21 protein-coding genes are annotated in these 20733 nt (G+C 53.0%); 18 read left to right on the top strand and 3 right to left on the bottom strand.

Going from position 1 to position 20733, the window contains the following annotated elements; translation table 11 throughout:
* Positions 1 to 115: 115 nt before the first annotated feature.
* The 11 genes from MKY86_RS16355 (at position 116) to MKY86_RS16305 (ending at position 10462) form a co-directional block, all read left to right on the top strand.
* Complete coding sequence (locus MKY86_RS16355; protein WP_036726426.1) at positions 116 to 904, top strand: TIGR01457 family HAD-type hydrolase; 789 nt, start codon at positions 116 to 118, stop codon at positions 902 to 904.
* Between the two features lie 45 nt (positions 905 to 949).
* Positions 950 to 1765, top strand: a complete 816-nt coding sequence (locus tag MKY86_RS16350; RefSeq protein ID WP_036726428.1) for an Fpg/Nei family DNA glycosylase — start codon at positions 950 to 952, stop codon at positions 1763 to 1765.
* On the top strand, positions 1755 to 2606 hold the full coding sequence (locus tag MKY86_RS16345) for a deoxyribonuclease IV (protein ID WP_076079342.1): 852 nt from the start codon (positions 1755 to 1757) through the stop codon (positions 2604 to 2606). Before MKY86_RS16350 ends, MKY86_RS16345 begins: the two co-directional genes overlap by 11 nt.
* 3 nt (positions 2607 to 2609) lie before the next feature.
* Positions 2610 to 2933, top strand: a complete 324-nt coding sequence (locus MKY86_RS16340; protein WP_076079341.1) for a thioredoxin family protein — start codon at positions 2610 to 2612, stop codon at positions 2931 to 2933.
* Positions 2933 to 3715, top strand: coding sequence for an ABC transporter ATP-binding protein (locus MKY86_RS16335; protein ID WP_076079340.1), 783 nt, complete (start codon positions 2933 to 2935; stop codon positions 3713 to 3715). The genes MKY86_RS16340 and MKY86_RS16335 overlap by 1 nt, the downstream gene beginning before the upstream one ends.
* On the top strand, positions 3712 to 4749 hold the full coding sequence (locus MKY86_RS16330) for an SAM-dependent methyltransferase (protein ID WP_143803720.1): 1038 nt from the start codon (positions 3712 to 3714) through the stop codon (positions 4747 to 4749). Before MKY86_RS16335 ends, MKY86_RS16330 begins: the two co-directional genes overlap by 4 nt.
* Positions 4750 to 4876: 127 nt before the next feature.
* Positions 4877 to 6397 carry a serine/threonine protein kinase gene (locus MKY86_RS16325; protein WP_076079338.1) on the top strand — a complete coding sequence of 507 codons (1521 nt, stop codon included), beginning with the start codon at positions 4877 to 4879 and terminating at the stop codon, positions 6395 to 6397.
* Positions 6398 to 6542: 145 nt separating this feature from the next.
* Positions 6543 to 8102 (top strand): ABC-F family ATP-binding cassette domain-containing protein, encoded by a 1560-nt coding sequence (locus MKY86_RS16320; RefSeq protein WP_076079337.1) that lies wholly within the window; start codon positions 6543 to 6545, stop codon positions 8100 to 8102.
* 79 nt (positions 8103 to 8181) lie between these two features.
* Positions 8182 to 9249 carry a ThiF family adenylyltransferase gene (locus MKY86_RS16315; RefSeq protein ID WP_076079336.1) on the top strand — a complete coding sequence of 356 codons (1068 nt, stop codon included), beginning with the start codon at positions 8182 to 8184 and terminating at the stop codon, positions 9247 to 9249.
* 15 nt (positions 9250 to 9264) lie between these two features.
* Positions 9265 to 9570: a Dabb family protein gene (locus tag MKY86_RS16310; RefSeq protein ID WP_076079335.1), complete on the top strand. Its 306-nt coding sequence runs from the start codon at positions 9265 to 9267 to the stop codon at positions 9568 to 9570.
* Between the two features lie 133 nt (positions 9571 to 9703).
* Positions 9704 to 10462 carry a winged helix-turn-helix domain-containing protein gene (locus MKY86_RS16305; RefSeq protein WP_076079334.1) on the top strand — a complete coding sequence of 253 codons (759 nt, stop codon included), beginning with the start codon at positions 9704 to 9706 and terminating at the stop codon, positions 10460 to 10462.
* 74 nt (positions 10463 to 10536) lie between these two features.
* On the opposite strand, the gene MKY86_RS16300 is transcribed toward MKY86_RS16305, so the two are convergent.
* Positions 10537 to 11091 carry a C40 family peptidase gene (locus tag MKY86_RS16300; protein ID WP_036726441.1) on the bottom strand — a complete coding sequence of 185 codons (555 nt, stop codon included), beginning with the start codon at positions 11089 to 11091 and terminating at the stop codon, positions 10537 to 10539.
* Positions 11092 to 11372: 281 nt separating this feature from the next.
* On the bottom strand, positions 11373 to 12014 hold the full coding sequence (locus MKY86_RS16295; RefSeq protein ID WP_036726443.1) for a thiamine diphosphokinase: 642 nt from the start codon (positions 12012 to 12014) through the stop codon (positions 11373 to 11375).
* 166 nt (positions 12015 to 12180) lie between these two features.
* On the opposite strand from MKY86_RS16295, the gene MKY86_RS16290 reads away from it, so the two are divergent.
* Positions 12181 to 12642, top strand: coding sequence for a low molecular weight protein-tyrosine-phosphatase (locus tag MKY86_RS16290; RefSeq protein WP_076079369.1), 462 nt, complete (start codon positions 12181 to 12183; stop codon positions 12640 to 12642).
* Positions 12643 to 12855: 213 nt separating this feature from the next.
* Here MKY86_RS16290 and MKY86_RS16285 read toward each other — a convergent pair whose 3' ends face one another.
* Positions 12856 to 13587 carry an alpha/beta hydrolase gene (locus MKY86_RS16285; RefSeq protein WP_076079333.1) on the bottom strand — a complete coding sequence of 244 codons (732 nt, stop codon included), beginning with the start codon at positions 13585 to 13587 and terminating at the stop codon, positions 12856 to 12858.
* Between the two features lie 265 nt (positions 13588 to 13852).
* Between MKY86_RS16285 and pdhA the strand changes: the two genes are divergently transcribed.
* The 6 genes from pdhA (at position 13853) to MKY86_RS16255 (ending at position 20613) form a co-directional block, all read left to right on the top strand.
* Positions 13853 to 14920: a pyruvate dehydrogenase (acetyl-transferring) E1 component subunit alpha gene (gene pdhA / locus MKY86_RS16280; protein ID WP_036726447.1), complete on the top strand. Its 1068-nt coding sequence runs from the start codon at positions 13853 to 13855 to the stop codon at positions 14918 to 14920.
* Positions 14921 to 14935: 15 nt separating this feature from the next.
* Positions 14936 to 15913 carry an alpha-ketoacid dehydrogenase subunit beta gene (locus tag MKY86_RS16275; protein ID WP_036726449.1) on the top strand — a complete coding sequence of 326 codons (978 nt, stop codon included), beginning with the start codon at positions 14936 to 14938 and terminating at the stop codon, positions 15911 to 15913.
* Positions 15914 to 16019: 106 nt separating this feature from the next.
* Positions 16020 to 17672 carry a 2-oxo acid dehydrogenase subunit E2 gene (locus tag MKY86_RS16270; RefSeq protein ID WP_076079332.1) on the top strand — a complete coding sequence of 551 codons (1653 nt, stop codon included), beginning with the start codon at positions 16020 to 16022 and terminating at the stop codon, positions 17670 to 17672.
* Between the two features lie 3 nt (positions 17673 to 17675).
* Positions 17676 to 19088 carry a dihydrolipoyl dehydrogenase gene (gene lpdA / locus MKY86_RS16265; RefSeq protein ID WP_076079331.1) on the top strand — a complete coding sequence of 471 codons (1413 nt, stop codon included), beginning with the start codon at positions 17676 to 17678 and terminating at the stop codon, positions 19086 to 19088.
* A gap of 242 nt (positions 19089 to 19330) precedes the next feature.
* Entirely contained in the window at positions 19331 to 20125 is a 795-nt protein-coding gene (gene thyA / locus MKY86_RS16260; RefSeq protein WP_076079330.1) for a thymidylate synthase, read from the top strand.
* A complete protein-coding gene (locus MKY86_RS16255; protein WP_076079329.1) occupies positions 20122 to 20613 on the top strand; it encodes a dihydrofolate reductase in 492 nt (163 codons plus the stop codon). The genes thyA and MKY86_RS16255 overlap by 4 nt, the downstream gene beginning before the upstream one ends.
* The last annotated feature ends 120 nt before the right edge of the window (positions 20614 to 20733 follow it).

Below are 20733 nucleotides of genomic sequence, written 5' to 3'. Positions count from 1 at the left end.
CAATAAATCCATTCACAGCGTGCTTCCCGGAGAAGCCGCCGCTGCTCTGAAATATAATTCATAGGGTTAATAATAAATGAGATGAACCAACGAGTTCGAATCGACAGGAGGAGTTATGAACAATATCGGAGGCTTGTTAATTGATCTGGATGGCACCTTGTATCATGGCGGCAGAATGATTCCCGGGGCCCAGCGGCTGATATCAGCGCTTCGTGCGGCGGAGATTCCGTTCCTGTATGTGACGAATAACTCTTCAAGAACACCGGCGAGTGTAGCTGCACATTTGCGCGGAATGGGCATTGAAGCCAGGCCCGAGGAGGTCTGCACTTCATCGCTGGCTGCCGCCCGTTACATTGCCGGAGAATCTCCGGGAGCATCCGTGGCGATACTTGGAGAAGAGGGGCTGGTGGAAGCCTGCACAGAGGCAGGGCTAACCCTGGTCTCCGAGCATCCGCAGGTTGTCGTGCAGGGGATCGACCGTTCTTTTACATATGAAGCACTGGCCCGCGCCTCGCGTTGGATTCGTGAAGGAGCCAGATTCGTCCTGACCAATCCCGACCTGATGCTTCCCTCCGATGACGGAGTGATGCCCGGTGCAGGTACGATAGGTGCAGCTATTGAAGCAGCCAGCGGAGTGGCGCCCGTGGTCATCGGCAAGCCCGAGACGCACCTGGTGACATATGCGACATCTCTGCTCGGTATCAAGCCGGAGGATGCGGTGATGGTGGGTGACAATATGAGAACGGATATCTTGGCGGGGGCCAATGCAGGCTGCCGGACTGTACTGGTGCTTACGGGACTTACCACCCGGGATAATCTGGAGCATTACCAGCAGCTGACCGGAGTCAAGCCTGATGAAATTTGTGCTGATTTAGCTGAACTTATGGTACTGCTCGGTGTATAATGACAAAGGTGACCATTTGACCATCCAAGAAGGGAAGATGACAATATGCCGGAATTGCCGGAAATGGAGAATTACAGAAAGCTGCTTAGCCAGCATCTAATAAACGTACCCATTACAGGGGTAACCGTAAATAGAGAAAAGACTATCAATATGGAGACTGAAGAATTCGTGAAGGGACTGGTTGGTGCCCGAATTGTATTCGTGGAACGCCGCGCCAAGCATATCCTCTTCCATCTGCATGACGGCCGCAGACTGCTGCTGCATCTGATGCTGGGCGGACTACTGTTCTATGGTACAGAGGAAGAACGTCCTGACCGTACTACACAGGTTGAGCTTGCGTTCGGTGAGCATATCCTCTACTTCATGGGACTGCGTTTGGGCTATCTCCATCTGCTGTCTGTCAAGGAGGGTGAAGCGGCAATGGGGAAGCTTGGACCCGAGCTGCTGGACCGCCGGATGACGGCCGAACGCTTCGCCGGACTGCTCAAGGGACGGCGCGGCGCGCTGAAGAGTCTGCTGGTTAACCAGCATGTTATGGCCGGAATCGGCAACTGCTATGCCGACGAGATTGCTTATGAAGCCCGTCTGCTACCATCTACGCTTGTTCAGAATCTGTCACCGGAAGCGGTGACCCGGCTGTACGACAGCGTGCGTAAGGTGTTAACGGATGCCACTGAAATCGGCGGGTATATGGAAATGCCGTTCATGACCGGCGACACCGTGACCGGTTCTTATAATGATGCCTGTAAAGTGTATGACCGTGAAGGCGAGCCTTGCCTGCGCGGCGGGGGAACCATAGTGAAGACAGAGCTGTCTGGACGCAAGGTGTTCTATTGCCCGGATTGCCAGCATGACGCATAGCCCCTTCATAGGGGCGCATGTCAGCATTCGCGGCGGGTACGGGCAGGCTGCCCGGTCCGCCAGGGAGAGCGGGGCTACATGTTTTCAGTATTTTCCGAAGAATCCGCGCAGTCTGAAGCTGAAGCCGGTAGACTACCGCGATGCAAGCAGCTGCGCAGAATACTGCCGGGAGCAGGGGATGGCTTCCATTGCCCACACCCCGTATCCGACGAATCTGGCTGCTGGCCCGGGCGACAGAGAGGTGATGATTGCCTCCCTGCGCAACGATCTGGAGATTGCCGAGGCGTGCGGATCGGTGGGCATTGTGGTGCATTTCGGCCATTTTGCCGGGATGGAGCCGTTACAGGGTTATCAAAAAATTATACAATGTATGAACGAGGTGCTGGCAGACTGGACGGGACAAACCAAGCTGCTGCTTGAGAATATGGCAGGGAACCATGGGTATGAAGGCATGACGCCCGAAGAGCTGGTCAAGGTCCGTGAGCTGTGCCGCTACCCGGAGAAGATCGGCTTTTGCTTCGATACCTGCCATGCTTTCGCTGCGGGTATCTGGAATCCGGAGCAGACGGAGGAGCTTATCGCACGCGGTGAGAAGCTAGGGTACTGGGCGAATCTGGCGGCTGTGCATTTGAATGACTCCCGGTTCCCCTACGGCTCAAGGCGGGACAGACATGCTGGAATCGGTAGCGGATACATCGGGGGTGCGGCGCTTAGCCAGCTTGTGAAGATGGAGGCCCTGGCTGATAAAGTGATCGTTATGGAAACAGAAAAGGGACCGGATGGCACGCACAGAGCGGAAATTGCTGCTGTGAGGAGCTGGTTTGAGGCGGGGGAGGATTGAAAGATGAAGGAAATGAATCAGCCGGAGCTGCTGGAGCTGCTGGCCACGAAGGGCGAGCCGCTTGTCCTGTTCCTGCATACCCCGCTATGCGGAACCTGTAAGGCAGCCCGGCGGATGATTGAGGTGGCGGAGCATCTGCTTCCGCCTGGCCTTTTGATTGCTGAGGGGAATGTCAATAGGCTTCCTGATCTGGTGAACACCTATCAAATCTCAAGTGTGCCCGCTCTGTTGGCCGTATCTGCTGACCGCAGCGCTGAACCGGACATCATCTATTCCTTACACTCAGTTGAACGGGTGCTGGCATACATAAGGAGAGTGACATTATAATGATATCATTACAACATCTGTCCCTGCGCAGGGAGGAGAGCCTGATTCTTGACGATGTATCGCTTACCATGAAGCAGGGGGAGAACTGGGTCATTCTCGGGCGTAACGGCTCCGGCAAAACCACCCTGCTGGAAATGATGACCGGCTACCTGTTCCCCAGCAAGGGCTCCGTTGAAGTGCTGGGGTACAAGTATGGTCAATGTGATCTGCGCGAGGTGCGCAAGAGAATCGGTTATATCGGCCCGTCCCTGATGGAAAAGCTCTCGCTAACCGACCCGGTCTGGGAGGTTGTAGCTACTGGGGCCTATGCGTATTTACGCTTCTACCAGGAGATTCCGCAAAGTGTGAAGGACAGGTCGCTTAAGCTGCTGGAGGAGATGAACCTCGGCGAACTGGCTTATCATCCGTTCGGCTTGTTATCCCAGGGGGAGCGTAAGAAGGCTATGCTGGCCCGCTGCCTGATCGCAGAGCCTAAGCTGCTTATTATGGACGAGCCTTGCGCCGGTCTTGATTTATATGAACGGGAGAAAATGCTTGCCGAGATCGACAAGCTGCGGCAGCATAACGTTGGAGTGGTGTATGTCACCCATCATGTGGAGGAGATTGTTCCGCTCTTCACTCACGTGGCGCTGATCCGTGACGGGAAGCTGGCAGGAGCCGGTCCCAAGGAAGAGGTGCTGACGCAGGAGATGCTGATGGCTACTTATGATCTTCCGGTCAAGGTTGAATGGGATAATGGACGTCCCTGGATAAAAATAAGTTCTGGAGGCACAACGATTTGAACGATGTTACGGAAGACAAGATCATTTCAAGATATATCTGCACGGCGAACCATGGCTTCGCCCCCTATGCACAGGAGGAGCTTAGACGCCTGTTCGGAGCGGTGAAAAGCACCTTGCTGCTGCCGGGAGAAATCTTCCTGGCCACGCTTGAGGCGGAGCCGGAGGAGGTAACGCAGCGGCTGGCACAGAACCTGCCGGTCTTCTTGCGCCACATCCAGCCAGTTGATTTCCAGGACACCGGCGATCTGCCGGCTCTGGAACGGCTGGCGGTATACTTAAGCCGGCGTTCGGAGCTGCAAGGCGAGAAGGTGTCGCTGCATGTTCGTAAAGGCTCGTCCTCCTTCTGGGAGCAGAGTCCGGGTGAACTGCGCGAGTGGCTGCAAGGCAAGCTTGACAGCCTGGATGCCGAGTTCACCGTGCAGGAGCCCGCTTGGGTGATCTCCGTCTATGCGGACGGTGACGCGCTGTATGCCGGTGTATCCCGGCCGGAGGCGAACCTGTCCAGCTGGAATGGCGGCATGATCCGCTTCCGCAAGGAGGACGGACAGATCTCACGGGCCAAATTCAAGCTGATGGAGGCGGAGAAGGAATTCGCTATTCCGTTCTACAGCTTCAAGAATGCGGTCGATATCGGCGCTTCTCCGGGCGGCTGGACTTCGTTCCTGCTGGAGCGCGGTCTCAAGGTTACTGCTGTTGATCCGGCGCTGATGCACGAGTCCTTACGTAAGAATCCGGCACTCAAGATTCTGCGCAAAAATGCCGGAGAGGTCAAATTCCGTGAGAACGAATTTGACCTGCTGGTCTGCGATATGAGCTGGAGCCCCAAGCTGATGGCGAAGCTGGTCACTGAGCTGCTGCATAGCCTGACACCGGGCGGCAGCGCGATTGTTACCGTGAAGCTGATGCACAAGAAGCCCATGGCGGTGATCAAGGAGATCATCACCATGTTTGAAGGCCAGCGGATGCAGGTCCAGCGTGCGAAGCAGCTGTTCCACAACCGGGACGAGATTACACTTTATATGATTAAGTATTAATTCATATTTGCAGGATTATGGGAAAGCATCCCGCAGTCTGCACCTCCGGCTTCTTGCTGGTTCCGGTGCGGGCAGTGGGGGCTTTTTTTGCGTTATACAACATTCTATATGAACAGGCGGGGAAGAGATGGAATTCACAGGAAAGTTAAGTCCCGGACAGATTCTGGGAGGGCGTTATTATGTAACCGGGCTGATAGGAACAGGCGGAATGAGCCGGGTATATCTGGCGGAGGATGTGCGGCTGCCGGGCATGCTGCGGGCCATTAAAGAAAGTGTAATCCGGGAGGGGAGTTATGGTGCGGGCGCCATTCAGGCGGAAGCGGAGCTGTTAATCTCGCTACGTCATCCGCTGCTCCCGCAGATTGCGGATTTCTTTCCGCCGGACGCTGACGGCTACACCTATCTGGTGATGGATTATATCGAGGGCATCACCCTGCATCAGTATATGGCAGAGCATCCCGCTGCAATGACGGGAGAGCGAATCCTCAGCTATGCCCGGCAGCTGCTGGAGGTACTGCATTATTTGCACAGCCATGAGCCGCCGATCGTCTACCGGGATCTCAAGCCTTCTAATATCATGCTGACTGGAGAGCATGAGCTGAGGCTCATTGACTTCGGGATTGCGCGCAGGCTGAGAAACGGCTCCGGTGAGGATACGGAGAAGCTAGGAACAGCCGGGTTCGCAGCCCCGGAGCAATATGGGGGCGGGCAGAGCAGTCCGGTGTCGGACCTGTACGGGCTTGGCGCGCTGCTGCTGTATATGGCTTCCCGCGGGGAGTTCAGCGCCTGGCAGCCCGGGATGGAGCGGAAGCTGCAGGGTCAGCTCCCGGACCGGATGATTCCGGTCATACGGCGGCTGCTGCGGCATCACCCGGAGGAACGGTATGGCAGTGCTGAGGAGGTAAGGATGGTCCTCCAGCAGCTGGAGATTGGTGGTGCGGGGGAAGCTAGACATGAGCGGACGAACATACGCAAGGCTGCGGATGACCTACACTCGCAGCAATCGCCTGTGGTAGTGGCAGTATTAGGAGTGTCCCCCGGGATTGGGACCACGCATACCTCGCTTGCTGTCAGCCGCTGCCTGTCGTCCTCCGGACGGACGGCATGGGTAGATTGTAATCCCGGTTCGCAGGTATTTAACCGCATGAAGGAAATGGCGGGGAGCCCTGAAATAAACGGTGTTCATGGGACACAGATGCAACCGTTCAACTGGATGGGAGTGGACTACTGGAGGCTGCTCCCTTCGGAGGGACTCCCGCAGGTACCGGATCAAGCCTATGCTTACATCGTCATGGATCTTGGAACCGACGGCGGTGAGGGGGCGCTGGAAGCGTTCACAGGCAGCAGCTTCCCGTTGTTGATTGCCTCCGCTGCGGATTGGCGGCTGGAGGATACCCTGCACTGGCTGCGCCGCAGAGGCCTGATTCCCCGGCCGGAATGGCGGATCTGTCTGCCGCTGGCCGGGGAGCATACTGTGGCGCTGCTGGCTTCCCTGCTTGAACCTGCCAGCGTATACAGCCTGCCGCTTCAGCAGGACCCTTTTCAGAGTAAAGGGAAGCTGGTTCAGGCCATTAGGGGGCTGATTGGTCCGCTTAAGGGTGCACGTTTTCCTGCAAAGAATATTAGATTGTTTCAGAAAAAGAGCTGAACGCTCAGAGCTTTTTGACAGTTTTTCAGAAATCGGGCTTTATTTCTATTTCAGTGCAGGGGGCAGGTGTGCTAGAATGGAGCGATATCTATAATTATTGAACCTCTTGGTATTTACAATATAGAATGGAGCTTGCAGAGAATTTATGAGTTTACTTAGTGTAGAAGACGTTTCCCATAATTTCGGGGACCGGGTGTTGTTCAAGGATGTGTCCTTCCGTCTGCTGGATGGAGAGCATGTGGGAATCGTGGGTGCGAACGGCGTGGGCAAATCGACGCTGATGAATATTTTGACCGGCAAATTATTGAAGGACAACGGTAAGGTGGAATGGACGCCGCGGGTCCGTTACGGATATCTGGATCAGCATACCCTGCTTACCGCCGGTAAAACCGTGCGCGATGTGCTTAAAGATGCCTTCCTGCCGCTGCTGGAGCTGGAGCATGAGATGCTGGCGATTACCGATCGAATGGGGGAGGCGACTCCCGAGGAGCTGGACCTGCTGCTTGAGCAGATGGGCGACATTCAGGAGCAACTCGATATCGGCGACTTTTACCTTATTGATGTGAAGGTTGAAGAAATGGCGAACGGACTGGGCCTGACGGCGATCGGTCTGGACCGGGATGTCACTTCCCTGAGCGGGGGACAGCGGACCAAGGTTCTGCTGGCGAAGCTGCTGCTGGAGAAACCGAATGTACTGCTGCTCGATGAGCCTACCAACTATCTCGATGTGGAGCATATTGACTGGCTGACGAATTATCTGAAGCAATATCCGTATGCGTTCATGCTGATCTCCCATGACACGGAATTCATGAATAAGGTGGTCGATGTGATCTATCATCTGGAGTTCTCCAAGCTGACCCGCTATACGGCCAATTACGAGAAGTTCCTGGAGATGGCGGGGATGAACAAGGCCCAGCATATTGATGCGTACGAGAAGCAGCAGGATTTCATCAAAAAGCAGGAGGACTTCATTCAGCGCAACAAAGCGCGTGCCTCCACCTCAGGCCGGGCCAAGAGCCGGGAGAAGCAGCTTGGACGGATGGAGCGGATTGACAAGCCGGAAGAGGCGATGAAGCCTACGTTCCAGTTCAAGGAGAGCCGGGCCAGCGGGAAGACGGTGTTCGAGGGCGTTGATTTCGAGATCGGGTATGACCGTCCGCTGCTGCCAAGTAAGCTGAATATGATCATAGAACGCGGTGACAAGATTGCGATTGTCGGCTACAATGGGGTCGGTAAATCGACGCTGCTCAAAACGATCCTGGGTGTTATCCCTACGTACAGCGGCAAAACCTACCTGGGAGATTATCTGAGTTCTGCCTATTTCCAGCAGGAGCTGAAGGCGGAGAATATCACGCCGATTGAAGACGTATGGAATGAATTCTCCGGCCTGACCCAGAATGAAGTGCGTGGCCATCTGGCCCGCTGCGGTCTCAAAAACGAGCATATCACCCGTCCGATGAACATGCTGAGCGGCGGCGAGCAGGCTAAGGTCCGCTTGTGCAAGCTGATGATGCGTGAGAGCAACTGGATTCTGTTCGATGAGCCTACGAATCACCTTGATATTGTAGCCAAGGCTGAGCTTAAGCGGGCGCTTATGGAATACAAGGGAACGATTCTGCTGGTGTCCCATGAACCGGAGTTTTACGAGGATTGGGTGACGAAGGTCTGGAATGTGGAGCAGTGGTCCGCGCAGACCGTATACTAATGGAGTCCGGGAAAAGTGGAGGTCTGCGCTTTTCCCGGTTTTTTAACAAAAACCTACGTACATAGGGGGCTGTTCAGAGATGGGTCCTGATCAAAATACGCCGGTTCCGGCTTCTTCGGCCGGCAGGGATGGCAGATATTCAAGACAGGTCCGCTTCGCGCCGTTCGGCGCAGCAGGACAGCAGGGGCTGGCACGTTCCTGTGTGCTGGTCGTTGGCATGGGGGCGCTGGGGACAGGCATCGCCGAGACATTAGCCCGCTGCGGGGTAGGGCGGCTTATCCTTGTTGACCGTGACTATGTGGAATGGAGTAACCTGCAACGCCAGCAGTTGTATACGGAAGAAGATGCCCGTGTGCGCACGCCCAAGGCGGCTGCAGCCCGTACCCGGCTGATGGCGGTCAATTCGGAGATTGTGATTGAAGCCCATGTGCTCGATGTACGTGCAGAGGAGCTGGAGAGTCTGCTTCCCGGCGTGGATCTGATTATGGACGGGACCGATAACTTCGATACCCGGTTGATCATCAATGACCTGGCTCAAAAGCACGGCATCCCCTGGATCTACGGAGCCTGTGTCGGAAGTTACGGCATTACGTATACGATTCTGCCGGGTGAAACCCCTTGTCTGAATTGTCTGCTGGGCACGATCCCGCTCGGCGGGGATACCTGCGATACGGCGGGCATTCTTCCGCAAGCGGTGCAGATGGTTACTACGAATGGAACGGCTGAGGCGCTGAAGCTGCTCGGCGGATTCAAGGACAAGCTGCGCGGCAAGCTGCTGACCTTCGATATCTGGCGTAATGAGCAGCAGGAGATTGGGGTTCAGATGGCGAAAAAGACGGACTGTCCCTCATGCGGTGAATCACGGAGCTATCCGTATCTGTCAGCCTCTAACACAGAGCGCAGCGACGTGCTGTGCGGCAGGGATACGGTGCAGATCCGTCCGGCACACCGCAGAAGCCTTGATCTGGAGGAGACGGCCGCCCGCCTGTCCAGGCTCAGCAGCGGCAAGGTGGAGAGCAATCCGTATCTGGTTTCTTTTACAGAAGAGCCGTACCGGATGGTTGTGTTCACAGACGGGAGAGCCTTAATACATGGAACCAGTGATATCGCAGCCGCCCGCAGCTATTATCACCGGTATTTCGGATAATGGAGGAGAAACGTAATGAACAAGGGAACCATCCGTCATATGGCCGTATTTACACTCAAATCTGCCCCGGATTCGGAGGAGACCAGAGCTTTCCTGCGGGATGGTGCTGAGATTCTTAGCGGGATTCCGGTGGTGGAGAATTTCGAGGTGCTGCGTCAGGTCAGCGCCAAGTGTGAGCACCAGTACGGATTCTCGATGGAGTTCGCCGATCAGGCGGCTTATGATGCCTACAATAATCATCCGGCGCATCAGGCTTTTGTCGCAGAGCGCTGGGACACCCAGGTGTCCGCATTCCAGGAGATCGATTTCGTACAAATATAAGAAATTATATGTTGCACACGATTAGTGCCGCAAAGAGACCATTCCCCCGAATGGTCTCTTTGTTTTGCGGGAATTCTAGGTATCATCTGCGGCGGCACAGCCGGTGCAAGACTGGTACAGGGGGACTATCCCGGTGAATGAAAAGATAGCATGGTATATACCCGGTCCGCGCCCGGATAGCCTTGAAGCTGATGCAGACAGAGAGGATAGGGCTGCCGGCCGTATCGGGCTTGAGGAGGCCATCCATAGCCTTGGTATAAGAACAGCAATAAGCGAAGACCTGGATAGTCTTCGCTTATTGCTCTCAGGCGGTGAGCCTGTGCTTCTGCTCGCGGAGCTGGAGGAACCCGGAGGCTGGGCGGGCTGGGAAGCTGTCTCGGAGGCGCGGAAGGAGGGGATGATTCTGCCGGTGATGGTCATATCCGGAGGGGCGCCTGGAGTGAAAGGGGAAGCGGCTGTCTCCGTATTCGATGCCGGAGGCAACGAATACATGGAGAAGCCTGTACATACCGGTGAGTTCAAACGCAGAATATTGAATCTACTTAAGCTGACAGGCCGCCGTAGAGATGCGGCCTCGCTGCTTAAGGTGGACGGATTGCTCCTCGATCGCGGACGCCGGCAGGTCATCCGGGATGGAGCCGAGCTGAAGATGACCCCCAAGGAATTCGACCTGCTGTATTATCTGGCAGAGAATCTGGGTGAAGTCTGTCCCCGTGCTGAAATATTGCAGCAGGTATGGGGGTATCATTTTCAAGCGGATACCAATGTGGTGGATGTGTACATCCGGCATCTGCGACTGAAGGTGGATAAAGGCCGCCGGAATAAACTGATTCATACGGTGCGTGGAACCGGATATGTACTGCGGACACCGGAGAGCGGGGCCACAAACTGACGGCCGCTGCAAGCAGCTCTCCGGCTAATAGACATGTACTCTCTTGGTACAAGCTATAATAGGTCTTCTGGCTGTTACAGTACGCGGCGTGATTTCAAGTAGGTTTTTTTCCAGTTACCCGAATTCAGATCTGAAATGGTCACGCCGGGTGAGCCGTAAGTGTGCAGGATCTTGCCATTGCCGGCATATACAGCCACATGGGTGACGTTCTTGCCGTTGGCCCGGCTTCCGCTGGAGAAGAACACCAGATCGCCGACACGCAGATTGGCTTTGCTGACCGATTTACCCACTTTAGATTGGGCAACGGACGTACGGGGCAGATCTACACCATATTTTTTGAAAATATATTGAGTAAAGGAGGAGCAGTCAAAATAACGTGTAGTTGAAGTGGAGGCACCGAACTGGTAACGCGTACCCAGATACTTCTTGCCGAAGCTGACCACTTTGGAGCCAGTGGAAGATGCGGATACAGAATCGGCACTTACAGAATCGGCAGATACAGCATCAGCGGATACAGCTGAAGCGGCAGCAGGGGCTGTTCCTGCTCCGGTTGCGAGTAAGGCGCTGAACCCGATTGTTGTGCACAGACCAATTGTCATTGCTTGCTTGAACCATTGTTGCTTATTCATGTTGTATACCTCCAAGGTTGTAATGAATTCTAGTAGTTTCGTTCGTCTGATTCGTAGTATAGCAGGTTATGACAGGCCTAAATTATGGAAGAGATGGGCTAAATGCAGGCGGGATATGCAATGTAAGCGTTTTATTAAAATCACATTAAAAGTTACAAAATATTAATATTTGCGTAGTGAGTTCGCCGAAAAAAGCCGGGAAACCCTTGATGTACAAAGGGTTTCCCGGCTTTACGATTTTGAAACAAAGGTTACAGCGATGTCTCCAAAAATCTATGTATTCAGTCCTTGCTCTGAATAATTAGCAGAAGTCCGCTCTCAATATGAACGGTTCCGCTCTGCTCCAGCAGCACATTGCTCACGGCCAGGGATTGCCCTAACTTGAGGGTGGCGTTCTCCAGAGGATATTGGAAGCCCTGAAGGGTGATGCCCGTTACCTCGGGAGTCAGAGGCAGCAAGGAGACATAGGAATACCCCCGTTCCTCTACAACCGCCTGAGAGCCGGTAAGCGTAATGTAGTTGTTCGCATCCATAATAGAGCAGGCTACCTGCCGTTGCAGTGCTCTTGTCATCATTTGAATGCTGGCCAGCGTATGGTCCATGCGCGTACCCGTTACCCCGATCATCAGAATAGACTGCGGCTGGAGGTTCAGGGCAAGATCCAGGGCCATTTCACTGTCGGTAAGGTCTTTGTTGACCGGATCACAGCTTATAGTCTTCTTGCTTCCCGCCTGAATCCGCTCCAGTGCCTCAGGAGAGACAGAATCGAAATCACCAACGGCAAGCTGGGGGGTGAAGCCATGATCAATCAGGAACAGCGCTCCCCGGTCAGCACCGATAATATAATCCTCTTCATCTAATAAGCGCAGGCATTCCGCGGTCAGTTCACCGCCTGCAACAATTACAATACGCCCGGATGGCAATAGCTCCCCCTCCTTGTTGTTCAATTAAGTTCATCATCCTGAACAGTATATAGCAGTTTCAAAAGTTGTACAATTGCCGCGCTGACGCTAAAATAGGGTTAGTGCGTCTGACCGCACCCATCCATTACGGATGATAAGGAATGCTTGAGCGCAGGAGGTGAGAGGGATCGTTAACGTGTTGTTTGTATGTCTGGGGAATATTTGCCGTTCGCCGATGGCAGAAGCTGTGCTGCGCAGCAAGATTGAACAGCGTCAGCTTGCGGATCAGATTACAGTGGATTCTGCAGGAACGGGAGACTGGCATATCGGAAAAGCGCCGCATGAAGGGACAAGGCGTATCCTTGATCTGCATGGCATCAGCTATGAGTATATGAGAGCAAGGCTGGTAGCCAGTGAGGATTTCGAGAGATTCGAATATATCATCTGCATGGACAAGTCCAACGGGGAGAATGTGCGCAAAATTCCCGGCGGTGAGCAGTCCAAGCTGTTGTTCTTCATGGATCTGTTGCCGGATGAGGAGCTGCGTGAAGTGCCTGACCCGTATTTCACCGGTAATTTCGAGCAGGTCTATGATTTAATCAACGCCGGTTGTGATGTGCTGCTGGAACGGATTATTCAGGAGAAATAAATTATCCTTCTATTTCTCGCTGAAACGGTACCGTCCTTTAAAAGGACGGCAAAGCCGCTTCCAATTGGCAGGCATAGTGCTACAGCCGGACCGGTTGCCGTCCTTATAATTTAAGGAACGGCACCGTATGTCCGATTCGTGATGAAAGCGCAGTCAGTCGTGCTGCATACATAAGTTCGTAAGATGTTCACTTTTGGGGTTCTATTTGCTGTTTCAGGAGCTGAAGAAATAGAGTAATGATTCCGGGAGCTCTTTTTGCCAAAAACCCCAAAGATGCTGGCCGTCCTTCTCGCGGTAGGACACCGTGGCTCCCTTGGCTTCAAGCATGGCCTTGGTCTCCCGGTTCATCTCCACGAAATCATAGACGCCGGTATCGGTCTTGTAGTCGCGCTCTTGAAGCCCTACAACCATGTTGATCTGAAGCCAGGAGAGATCCTCCTCTTGTGATAACAGCTCGCGGGTCTCGGGATAGTAGGCGCCGGAGAGGCTGAGCACACGGCTGAATAATCCCGGATACGCCAGCGCCAGGTGGAGGGAGACACTGCCGCCCAGGGAATCACCGGCTACGATCCGCTCCTCCGGTGTGCGCCGGACAGGATAATTATGTTCAATGAAGGGAATAATCTCTTCGGCGAAGCATGCAAGGTACTGCTTGAAGCGGCTGCCGAACGGAGCGTATTCAGCGGTGCGGACTGCCACGTTCACTTCGACGCCCACTATAATGAAGGGTTCCACGTCCTGCTCCAGAATCAGCTGACCAGCCAAGGTGGCAATCCGGCCGAAGTTGAAGAATTCTTCACCGTCCTGGCAGTAGACGACGGGATAGCTGAGTACTTCATTATATCCGGGGGGAAGATAGATACGCAGCTTGCGCTCTTCCTGCAGGTGTTCGCTCCACAGTGTTTGTTTTACAATTGTACGTTTCAGAAAAACAGGTTCGCTCATTGTCAAATCGTCACCTTTCATGTCGGATTTTGCTTAAGACTTAGTGTTGCGTTAAAATTAACCAAGCGGCAAATGTGGGATATATCATTTACTTGATAAATATCCTTCAATCTGTTATAGGATATTTAAACGCCTGTTATACATACAAAATTTATGGAAACATAAATTTTATGCGTATTTCTTTGACGAAACAGATACAACAGGTGTATAATAATTCTATAACAGAGACCACTGATATTCAAATTTTTTTATTGAGGTGAAGATAATGACTAGAGTTCCTTATGAAGTGTATACAGAGGACGTTGAAGCCCTTACGGTTCTTTCCCCGGATGGAGAAATTATCAACAAGGAAATGATGCCTAACCTTACCGATGATCAATTGAAAGAAATCATGTACCGTATGGTATTTACCCGTACCTGGGATGACCGTGCTGTCAACCTGGGCCGTCAAGGCCGTCTCGGCTTCTATGCACCGGTATCCGGACAGGAAGCTACAATGATCGGCAGCGAGTACGCTTTGCAGAAGGAAGATTTCGTCTGCCCGGGCTACCGTGATATTCCACAGCTCGTATGGCATGGCCTTCCATTATATCAGGCTTTCCTGTATTCCCGCGGACATCAGCATGGCGGACAGATTCCTGATGGCGTGAATGTACTGATGCCGCAGATCATTATCGGAGCACAGATCCTTCATGCTACCGGTATTGCTATGGGCTTCAAATTGAAGAAACAGCAGAACGTTGCAATCACATATACCGGTGACGGCGGTTCGTCTGAAGGCGACTTCTACGAAGGCCTTAACTATGCAGGAGTATATAAGCTGCCGGTGATCTTCTTCGTTCAGAACAACGGCTATGCCATCACCACTCCGTTCTCGAAGCAGACAGCAGCGAAATCCATCGCCCACAAGGCGGTTGCCGCAGGGATTCCCGGAATCAAGATCGACGGTATGGACGTCTTTGCAGTAATCTCTGCTGTACAGCAGGCTGCTGAACGTGCCCGCAAAGGCGAAGGCGCCACACTGATCGAAGCGGTAACCTACCGTTTCCGTCCGCATTCCCTCTCCGATGATGCCAGTAAGTACCGTACGAAGGAAGAAGAAGGTCAATGGAATGAGAAAGATCCGATTGCCCGTCTCGCCAAGTACCTGGAGAAGAAAGGCCTCTGGACAGAAGAGGACACTCTGCGCGTAAGAGAAGAAGCGAAAGCAACTGTGAACGAGCAGATTAAGAAAGCAGAACAGACCGAAAAAATGACCATTCCCGGCTTGATCGACAGCATGTTCGAGGTAACTCCGAAACATCTTGAAGAACAAAAAGCCGATTTTGAATAAGGGGGATATCACGCAATGGCACAGATGAATATGAAAGAAGCAATTCGTGACGCAATGCGCGTTGAACTAACTCGTGACCCCAATGTTCTTATCTTCGGAGAAGACGTTGGTAATGTAGGCGGCGTGTTCCGTGTAACGGAAGGGCTGCAGAAGGAATTTGGCGAGGAGCGCGTTTTCGATACACCGCTGGCAGAGTCCGCTATTGGCGGTTTGGCTTTTGGTCTCGGCGTACAGGGCTTCCGTCCGATCGCTGAGATCCAGTTCGTAGGCTTCATCTTCGAAGCTCTGGATCAGATCGTTATTCAGGCAGCACGCCTGCGCTGGCGTTCCGGGGGCAAGTACAATGCTCCTGTAGTCTTCCGCACTCCGTTCGGCGGCGGCGTTAAGGCAGCCGAGCTGCATACCGATTCCCTGGAAGGCCTGATTGCCCAGAGTCCTGGTATCAAAGTAGTTATTCCTTCTAATCCATACGATGCGAAGGGGCTGCTGATCGCTTCGATCCGCGACAATGACCCTGTATTCTTCATGGAGCACTTGAACCTGTACCATGCTTTCCGTGCAGAGGTGCCTGAAGGTGAATATACCGTTGAACTCGGCAAAGCGAATGTAGTTCGCGAAGGTACGGATGTATCTATCATTACCTACGGTCTAATGGTACATACAGCGACCAAAGCGGCCGACCAGCTCGAGAAAGAAGGCATCAAAGTCGAAATTATCGACCTTCGTACCGTTAGCCCGATTGATATCGACACCATTGTGGCTTCCATCAAGAAGACTAACCGTGCGATTGTTGTACAAGAAGCTCAGAAGAGCTCCGGCGTAGCCGCTGAGGTTATTGCCCAGATTAACGAAAAAGCTCTGCTGCACCTGGAAGCCCCTGTGCTTCGTGTAGCAGGTCCAGATACCATTTTCCCGTTTGCTCAAATCGAAGATACTTGGATTCCTACCCCTGCACGTGTCATCACGGCAGTTAAGAAAGTCATGGAATTCTAGGAAGTAACGACCTTGCCGTCCTTGTATAAAGGGCGGCAGCCGTTTCTGTCTTCTATCAAACAGGACTGTTGGAATAACTCAACATAATTTATAGGAGGTTATCAAGGTGGCAAAATTTGAGTACCGGTTCCCTGAGCTGGGCGAAGGTCTGCATGAAGGCGAAATTATCAAAATGCATATCAAAGCCGGCGACAAAGTAACCGATGACGATATCGTAATGGAAGTTCAGAACGACAAGGCGGTAGTAGAGGTGCCTTGTCCGGTCAACGGCACAGTGCTTGAAGTCTTCACCAAGGATGGCCAAGTTTGCCGTGTAGGCGAAGTTGTAGCTATCATTGATGCAGAAGGCGACGTTCCTGAGCAGGAAGGCGGCCATCCGGCAGAACAGGCTTCCCAGGAAGCAGATGCAGCCAAAGGCGGAGCAGATACAACCTCTTCTCCTGCAACCAGCAGCCCTGCAACCGGCGGAGCTACGAACTTTGAATATAAGTTCCCTGAACTGGGCGAAGGCCTGCATGAAGGGGAAATCATCAAGATGCACATTAAGGTTGGAGACAAAATCACTGACGACGATATCATTATGGAAGTTCAGAATGATAAAGCGGTGGTGGAAGTTCCTTCTCCAGTCAACGGTACTGTAGTCGAAGTGTTCACCAAAGACGGCCAGATCTGCCGTGTAGGTGAAGTTGTGGCTATCATTGCTGCAGAAGGTGATGTTCCTCATGAGGAAGGCGGCCATGCTGAAGCATCCGGTGCCCAGGCAGCAGCTCCTTCCCAAGGTACTGCTCCGGCAGCGGCGGCAGCACCAGCCCCTGACCGTGAAGTGCTGGCAACACCAAGCGTGCGCAAGTATGCCCGTGACAAGAGCGTAGATATCTCCAAGGTGAACGGCTCCGGCAAGAACGGCAAGATCACCCTGGAAGATGTGGAAGCCTTCCTGAAGGGCGGCTCTGCAGCTCCAGCAGCAGCGGCTCCTGCAGCATCTGCCCCGGCAGCAGCAGAAGCGCCAAAAGCTAAGGCGGCAGCACCGGCAGCTTCCGCTTCCGGCAATGCAAGCCTGGAAGAAGAACGCGTACCATTCAAGGGTATCCGTAAAGCGATTGCCAATGCTATGGTTAAATCGGCTTACACTGCACCGCATGTTACTATCATGGACGAAGTGGATGTTACGGAGCTTGTAGCCTTCCGTGCCCGCATGAAGCCTGTAGCTGAGAAGAAGGGCGTGAAGGTTACTTACCTTCCGTTCATCGTGAAGGCACTCGTTGCCGCTTCCCGTCAGTTCCCTGCGCTTAATGCAATGATTGACGAAGCTACGAATGAAATTGTCTACAAGAAATACTACAACATCGGTATTGCTACAGATACAGACAACGGTCTGATCGTTCCTGTCATCAAGGACGCTGACCGCAAGAGTATCTGGATGATCGCAAGCGCGATTACAGATCTGGCTGTACGTGGACGCGACGGCAAGCTGGCTCCGAATGAAATGAAGGGCAGCACGATCTCGATCAGCAATATCGGCTCTGCCGGCGGTATGTTCTTCACTCCGATCATTAACTTCCCTGAAGTTGCTATTCTTGGAACCGGACGTATCACTGAGAAGCCTGTTGTGAAGAACGGCGAAATCGTTGCAGCACCTGTAATGGCTCTGTCCCTGAGCTTTGACCACCGGATTATTGACGGCGCAACAGCACAGAATTTCATGAATTACATTAAGACCCTGCTTGCAAATCCTGATATGTTAGTTATGGAGGTGTAATTAATGGTAGTCGGAGACGCTTCAATCGAAATCGACACATTGGTAATTGGTGCAGGTCCCGGCGGGTATGTGGCGGCAATTCGTGCCGCCCAGCTCGGCCAGAAGGTCATCATTGTAGATAAATCGGAACTCGGCGGCGTGTGCTTGAACCGCGGCTGTATTCCTTCCAAGGCCCTGATCTCGGCCGCTCATCAATTCGAGGCTGCCCAGCACGGTGAAGTATTCGGTGTTACTGCCGAGAACGTTAAGGTGGACTGGTCTAAGACTCAGGCCTTCAAGAACGGCGTAGTCAAGAAAATGACTTCCGGCGTTACCAGCCTGATGAAAGGCAACAAGATCGAAGTATTCAGCGGAGAAGCTATGTTCATCAGCACAAACGAAGCCCGTCTGTTCAATGATCATGAATCCCCGCGTTACAAGTTCAATAACTGCATTATTGCAACGGGCTCCCGTCCGATTGAACTGAAGCCATTCCCGTTCGGCGGACGCATCCTGTCCTCCACGGAAGCGCTGGATCTGCCTGAAATCCCTAAGAGCATGATCGTTATCGGCGGCGGCTACATTGGTGCGGAGCTGGGTCAGATGTATTCCAAATTCGGCACCAAGGTTACCATCATTGAAGGGCTGGATACCGTTCTGCCTGGCTTCGACAAAGACATGACCCGTCTGGTTGCTAAGAATATGGCTAAGACTGGCATTGAAATTGTAACTAACGCCAAAGCCGAATCTGCGGTTCAGAACGACAAGGAAGTTACTGTGAAGTACTCCGTAGGCGGAGAGTCCAAAGAAGTGACTGCTGAATACCTGCTGGTAACCGTAGGACGCCGTCCGAATACTGATGGCGAGCTGGGCCTGGATCTGATCGGCGTTGAGCTGGATGACCGCGGTCTGGTGAAGGTAGACCATCAGGGACGGACTAACATTCCTAACATTTTCGCAATCGGCGATATTGTTCCGGGTCTTGCCCTGGCGCACAAAGCTTCTTACGAAGGTAAGATTGCTGCGGAAGCCATTGCCGGACACAAATCGGTTGTGGATTACAAGGTAATGCCGGCTGTAGTCTTCACAGATCCTGAATGCTCCAGCGTAGGTCTGACCGAGAAGGAAGCTAAGGATAAGGGCTATGCGGTGAAAGCCGGCAAGTTCCCGTTCGCAGGCAACGGCCGTGCCGTGTCCCTGAATGCTCCTGAAGGCTTCATCAAGATTGTAGCGAAGAGCGACAACAATCAGGTGCTTGGCGCACAAATCGTCGGTATCGAAGCTTCCAACCTGATCGCTGAGCTGGGTCTGGCGATTGAAATGGGCGCAACGCTTGAAGATATCGCACTGACCATCCATGCGCATCCAACCCTTGGCGAGATCGTTATGGAAGCGGCTGAGCTGGTAGAAGGCCACCCGATCCACGTAATGAAATAATAACCGCTTAAGCTTATGCGGTAAGAATATAAGAGGATGTTCCCGAAGCCATGCAGATGGTCAGGGAACATCCTCTTTTGACTGAGGCCACTGTCCTGAACGTTCGGAAATAGCTGGCAGTCAGCCCAATTCAGGCAGAGAAATGTATGTTTTTTTGCGTATTTTTATCGTTAGGGAAGTTACAACGACCGTCTGCTCATGGTAAACTGATAGAAGAAAAAGAGAGTGGGGTGTGATACGGCTTGCGTAATTACTTGGATTTATTACAGGATATTCTCGACAACGGTACAGCTAAGAGCGACCGGACAGGTACAGGTACAGTGTCCGTCTTTGGGCGTCAGCTCCGCTTCGATCTGTCGAAGGGCTTCCCGCTGATGACCACCAAGCGCATTCATTTGAAATCGGTGGTACATGAGCTTCTCTGGTTCCTCAAAGGGGATACCAATACAACGTATCTGAAGGAGAATGGCGTCTCGATCTGGGATGAATGGGCCGATGAGAACGGGGAGCTGGGACCGGTATACGGTTCGCAGTGGCGGGCGTGGGAGAGCAAGGACGGGCAGCATATCGATCAGATTGCGAATGTGATTGAGTCGATTAAGCATAATCCCGATTCACGGCGTCATATCGTTAGTGCGTGGAATGTAGGCGAGATCGAGCAGATGAAGCTACCGCCCTGCCATTTCGTGTTTCAGTTCTATGTAGCGGGCGGCAAGCTCTCCTGCATGCTTACGATGCGTTCGGTGGATACGTTCCTGGGGCTTCCGTTTAACATTGCCAGCTACGCGCTGCTAACGCATATGGTGGCGCAGCAGACGGGGCTTGAGGTCGGAGACTTCATCTGGTCCGGCGGAGATGTGCATATATATACAAATCATATGGAACAAGTGGCTACACAGCTTACACGGGAGCCTTATGCGCTGCCGAAGCTTAACATCCGCAGAGTACCGGACAGTATTTTTGATTATACTTATGAGGATTTTGAATTTACCGACTATGTCTATCATCCGGGAATCAAGGCGCCGGTTGCTATATGAGTATTACCATGATATGGGCGATGGCCTCGAATGGCGTAATTGGCAAAAATAATGACATGCCCTGGCATTTGCCGCTGGATTTCGCTTATTTCAAAGCTGAGACACTCGGCAAGCGGATGCTGATGGGCCGCAAAACCTGGGAGTCGCTCGGCAGCAAGCCGCTGAAGGGCCGTACCAGCCTCATCCTGACCCGTGACCGGAGCTTCGCACCCGAAGGGGCTGAGGTCATCCATTCGCTGGCTGAGGCGCTCGCTGAGGGGCGCAAAGAGGATGAGCTGATGGTGATCGGCGGAGCCGAGATCTATAGCCTGATGCTGCCGTATGCCGACAAGCTGCGTGTTACACGGATAGAGGCGGAGATTGAAGGCGATACGAGATTCCCTGAGGTAGACTGGAGCCAGTGGAAGGAAGTTTCCAACACACCAGGACTCAAGAACGAGCAGAATCCGTATGATTATCGTTTTATGGTGTACGACCGCAAGGAGTGACAATGAAGCGTTTTCTCTGACACAAGATGTGAAATAGTACAAATAATCAGCAGATTAGTCCATTACAGTGCGAAAGTATTGAATGCTAATATAATTAAAATTAGAAATGGTGTACTATAC

Source organism: Paenibacillus sp. FSL R7-0333, assembly GCF_038000365.1.
GTDB lineage: Bacteria > Bacillota > Bacilli > Paenibacillales > Paenibacillaceae > Paenibacillus_AQ > Paenibacillus_AQ silagei.
The sequence above is the reverse complement of the archived record's forward strand: the minus strand, read 5'-3'. Positions and strand labels throughout refer to the sequence as shown.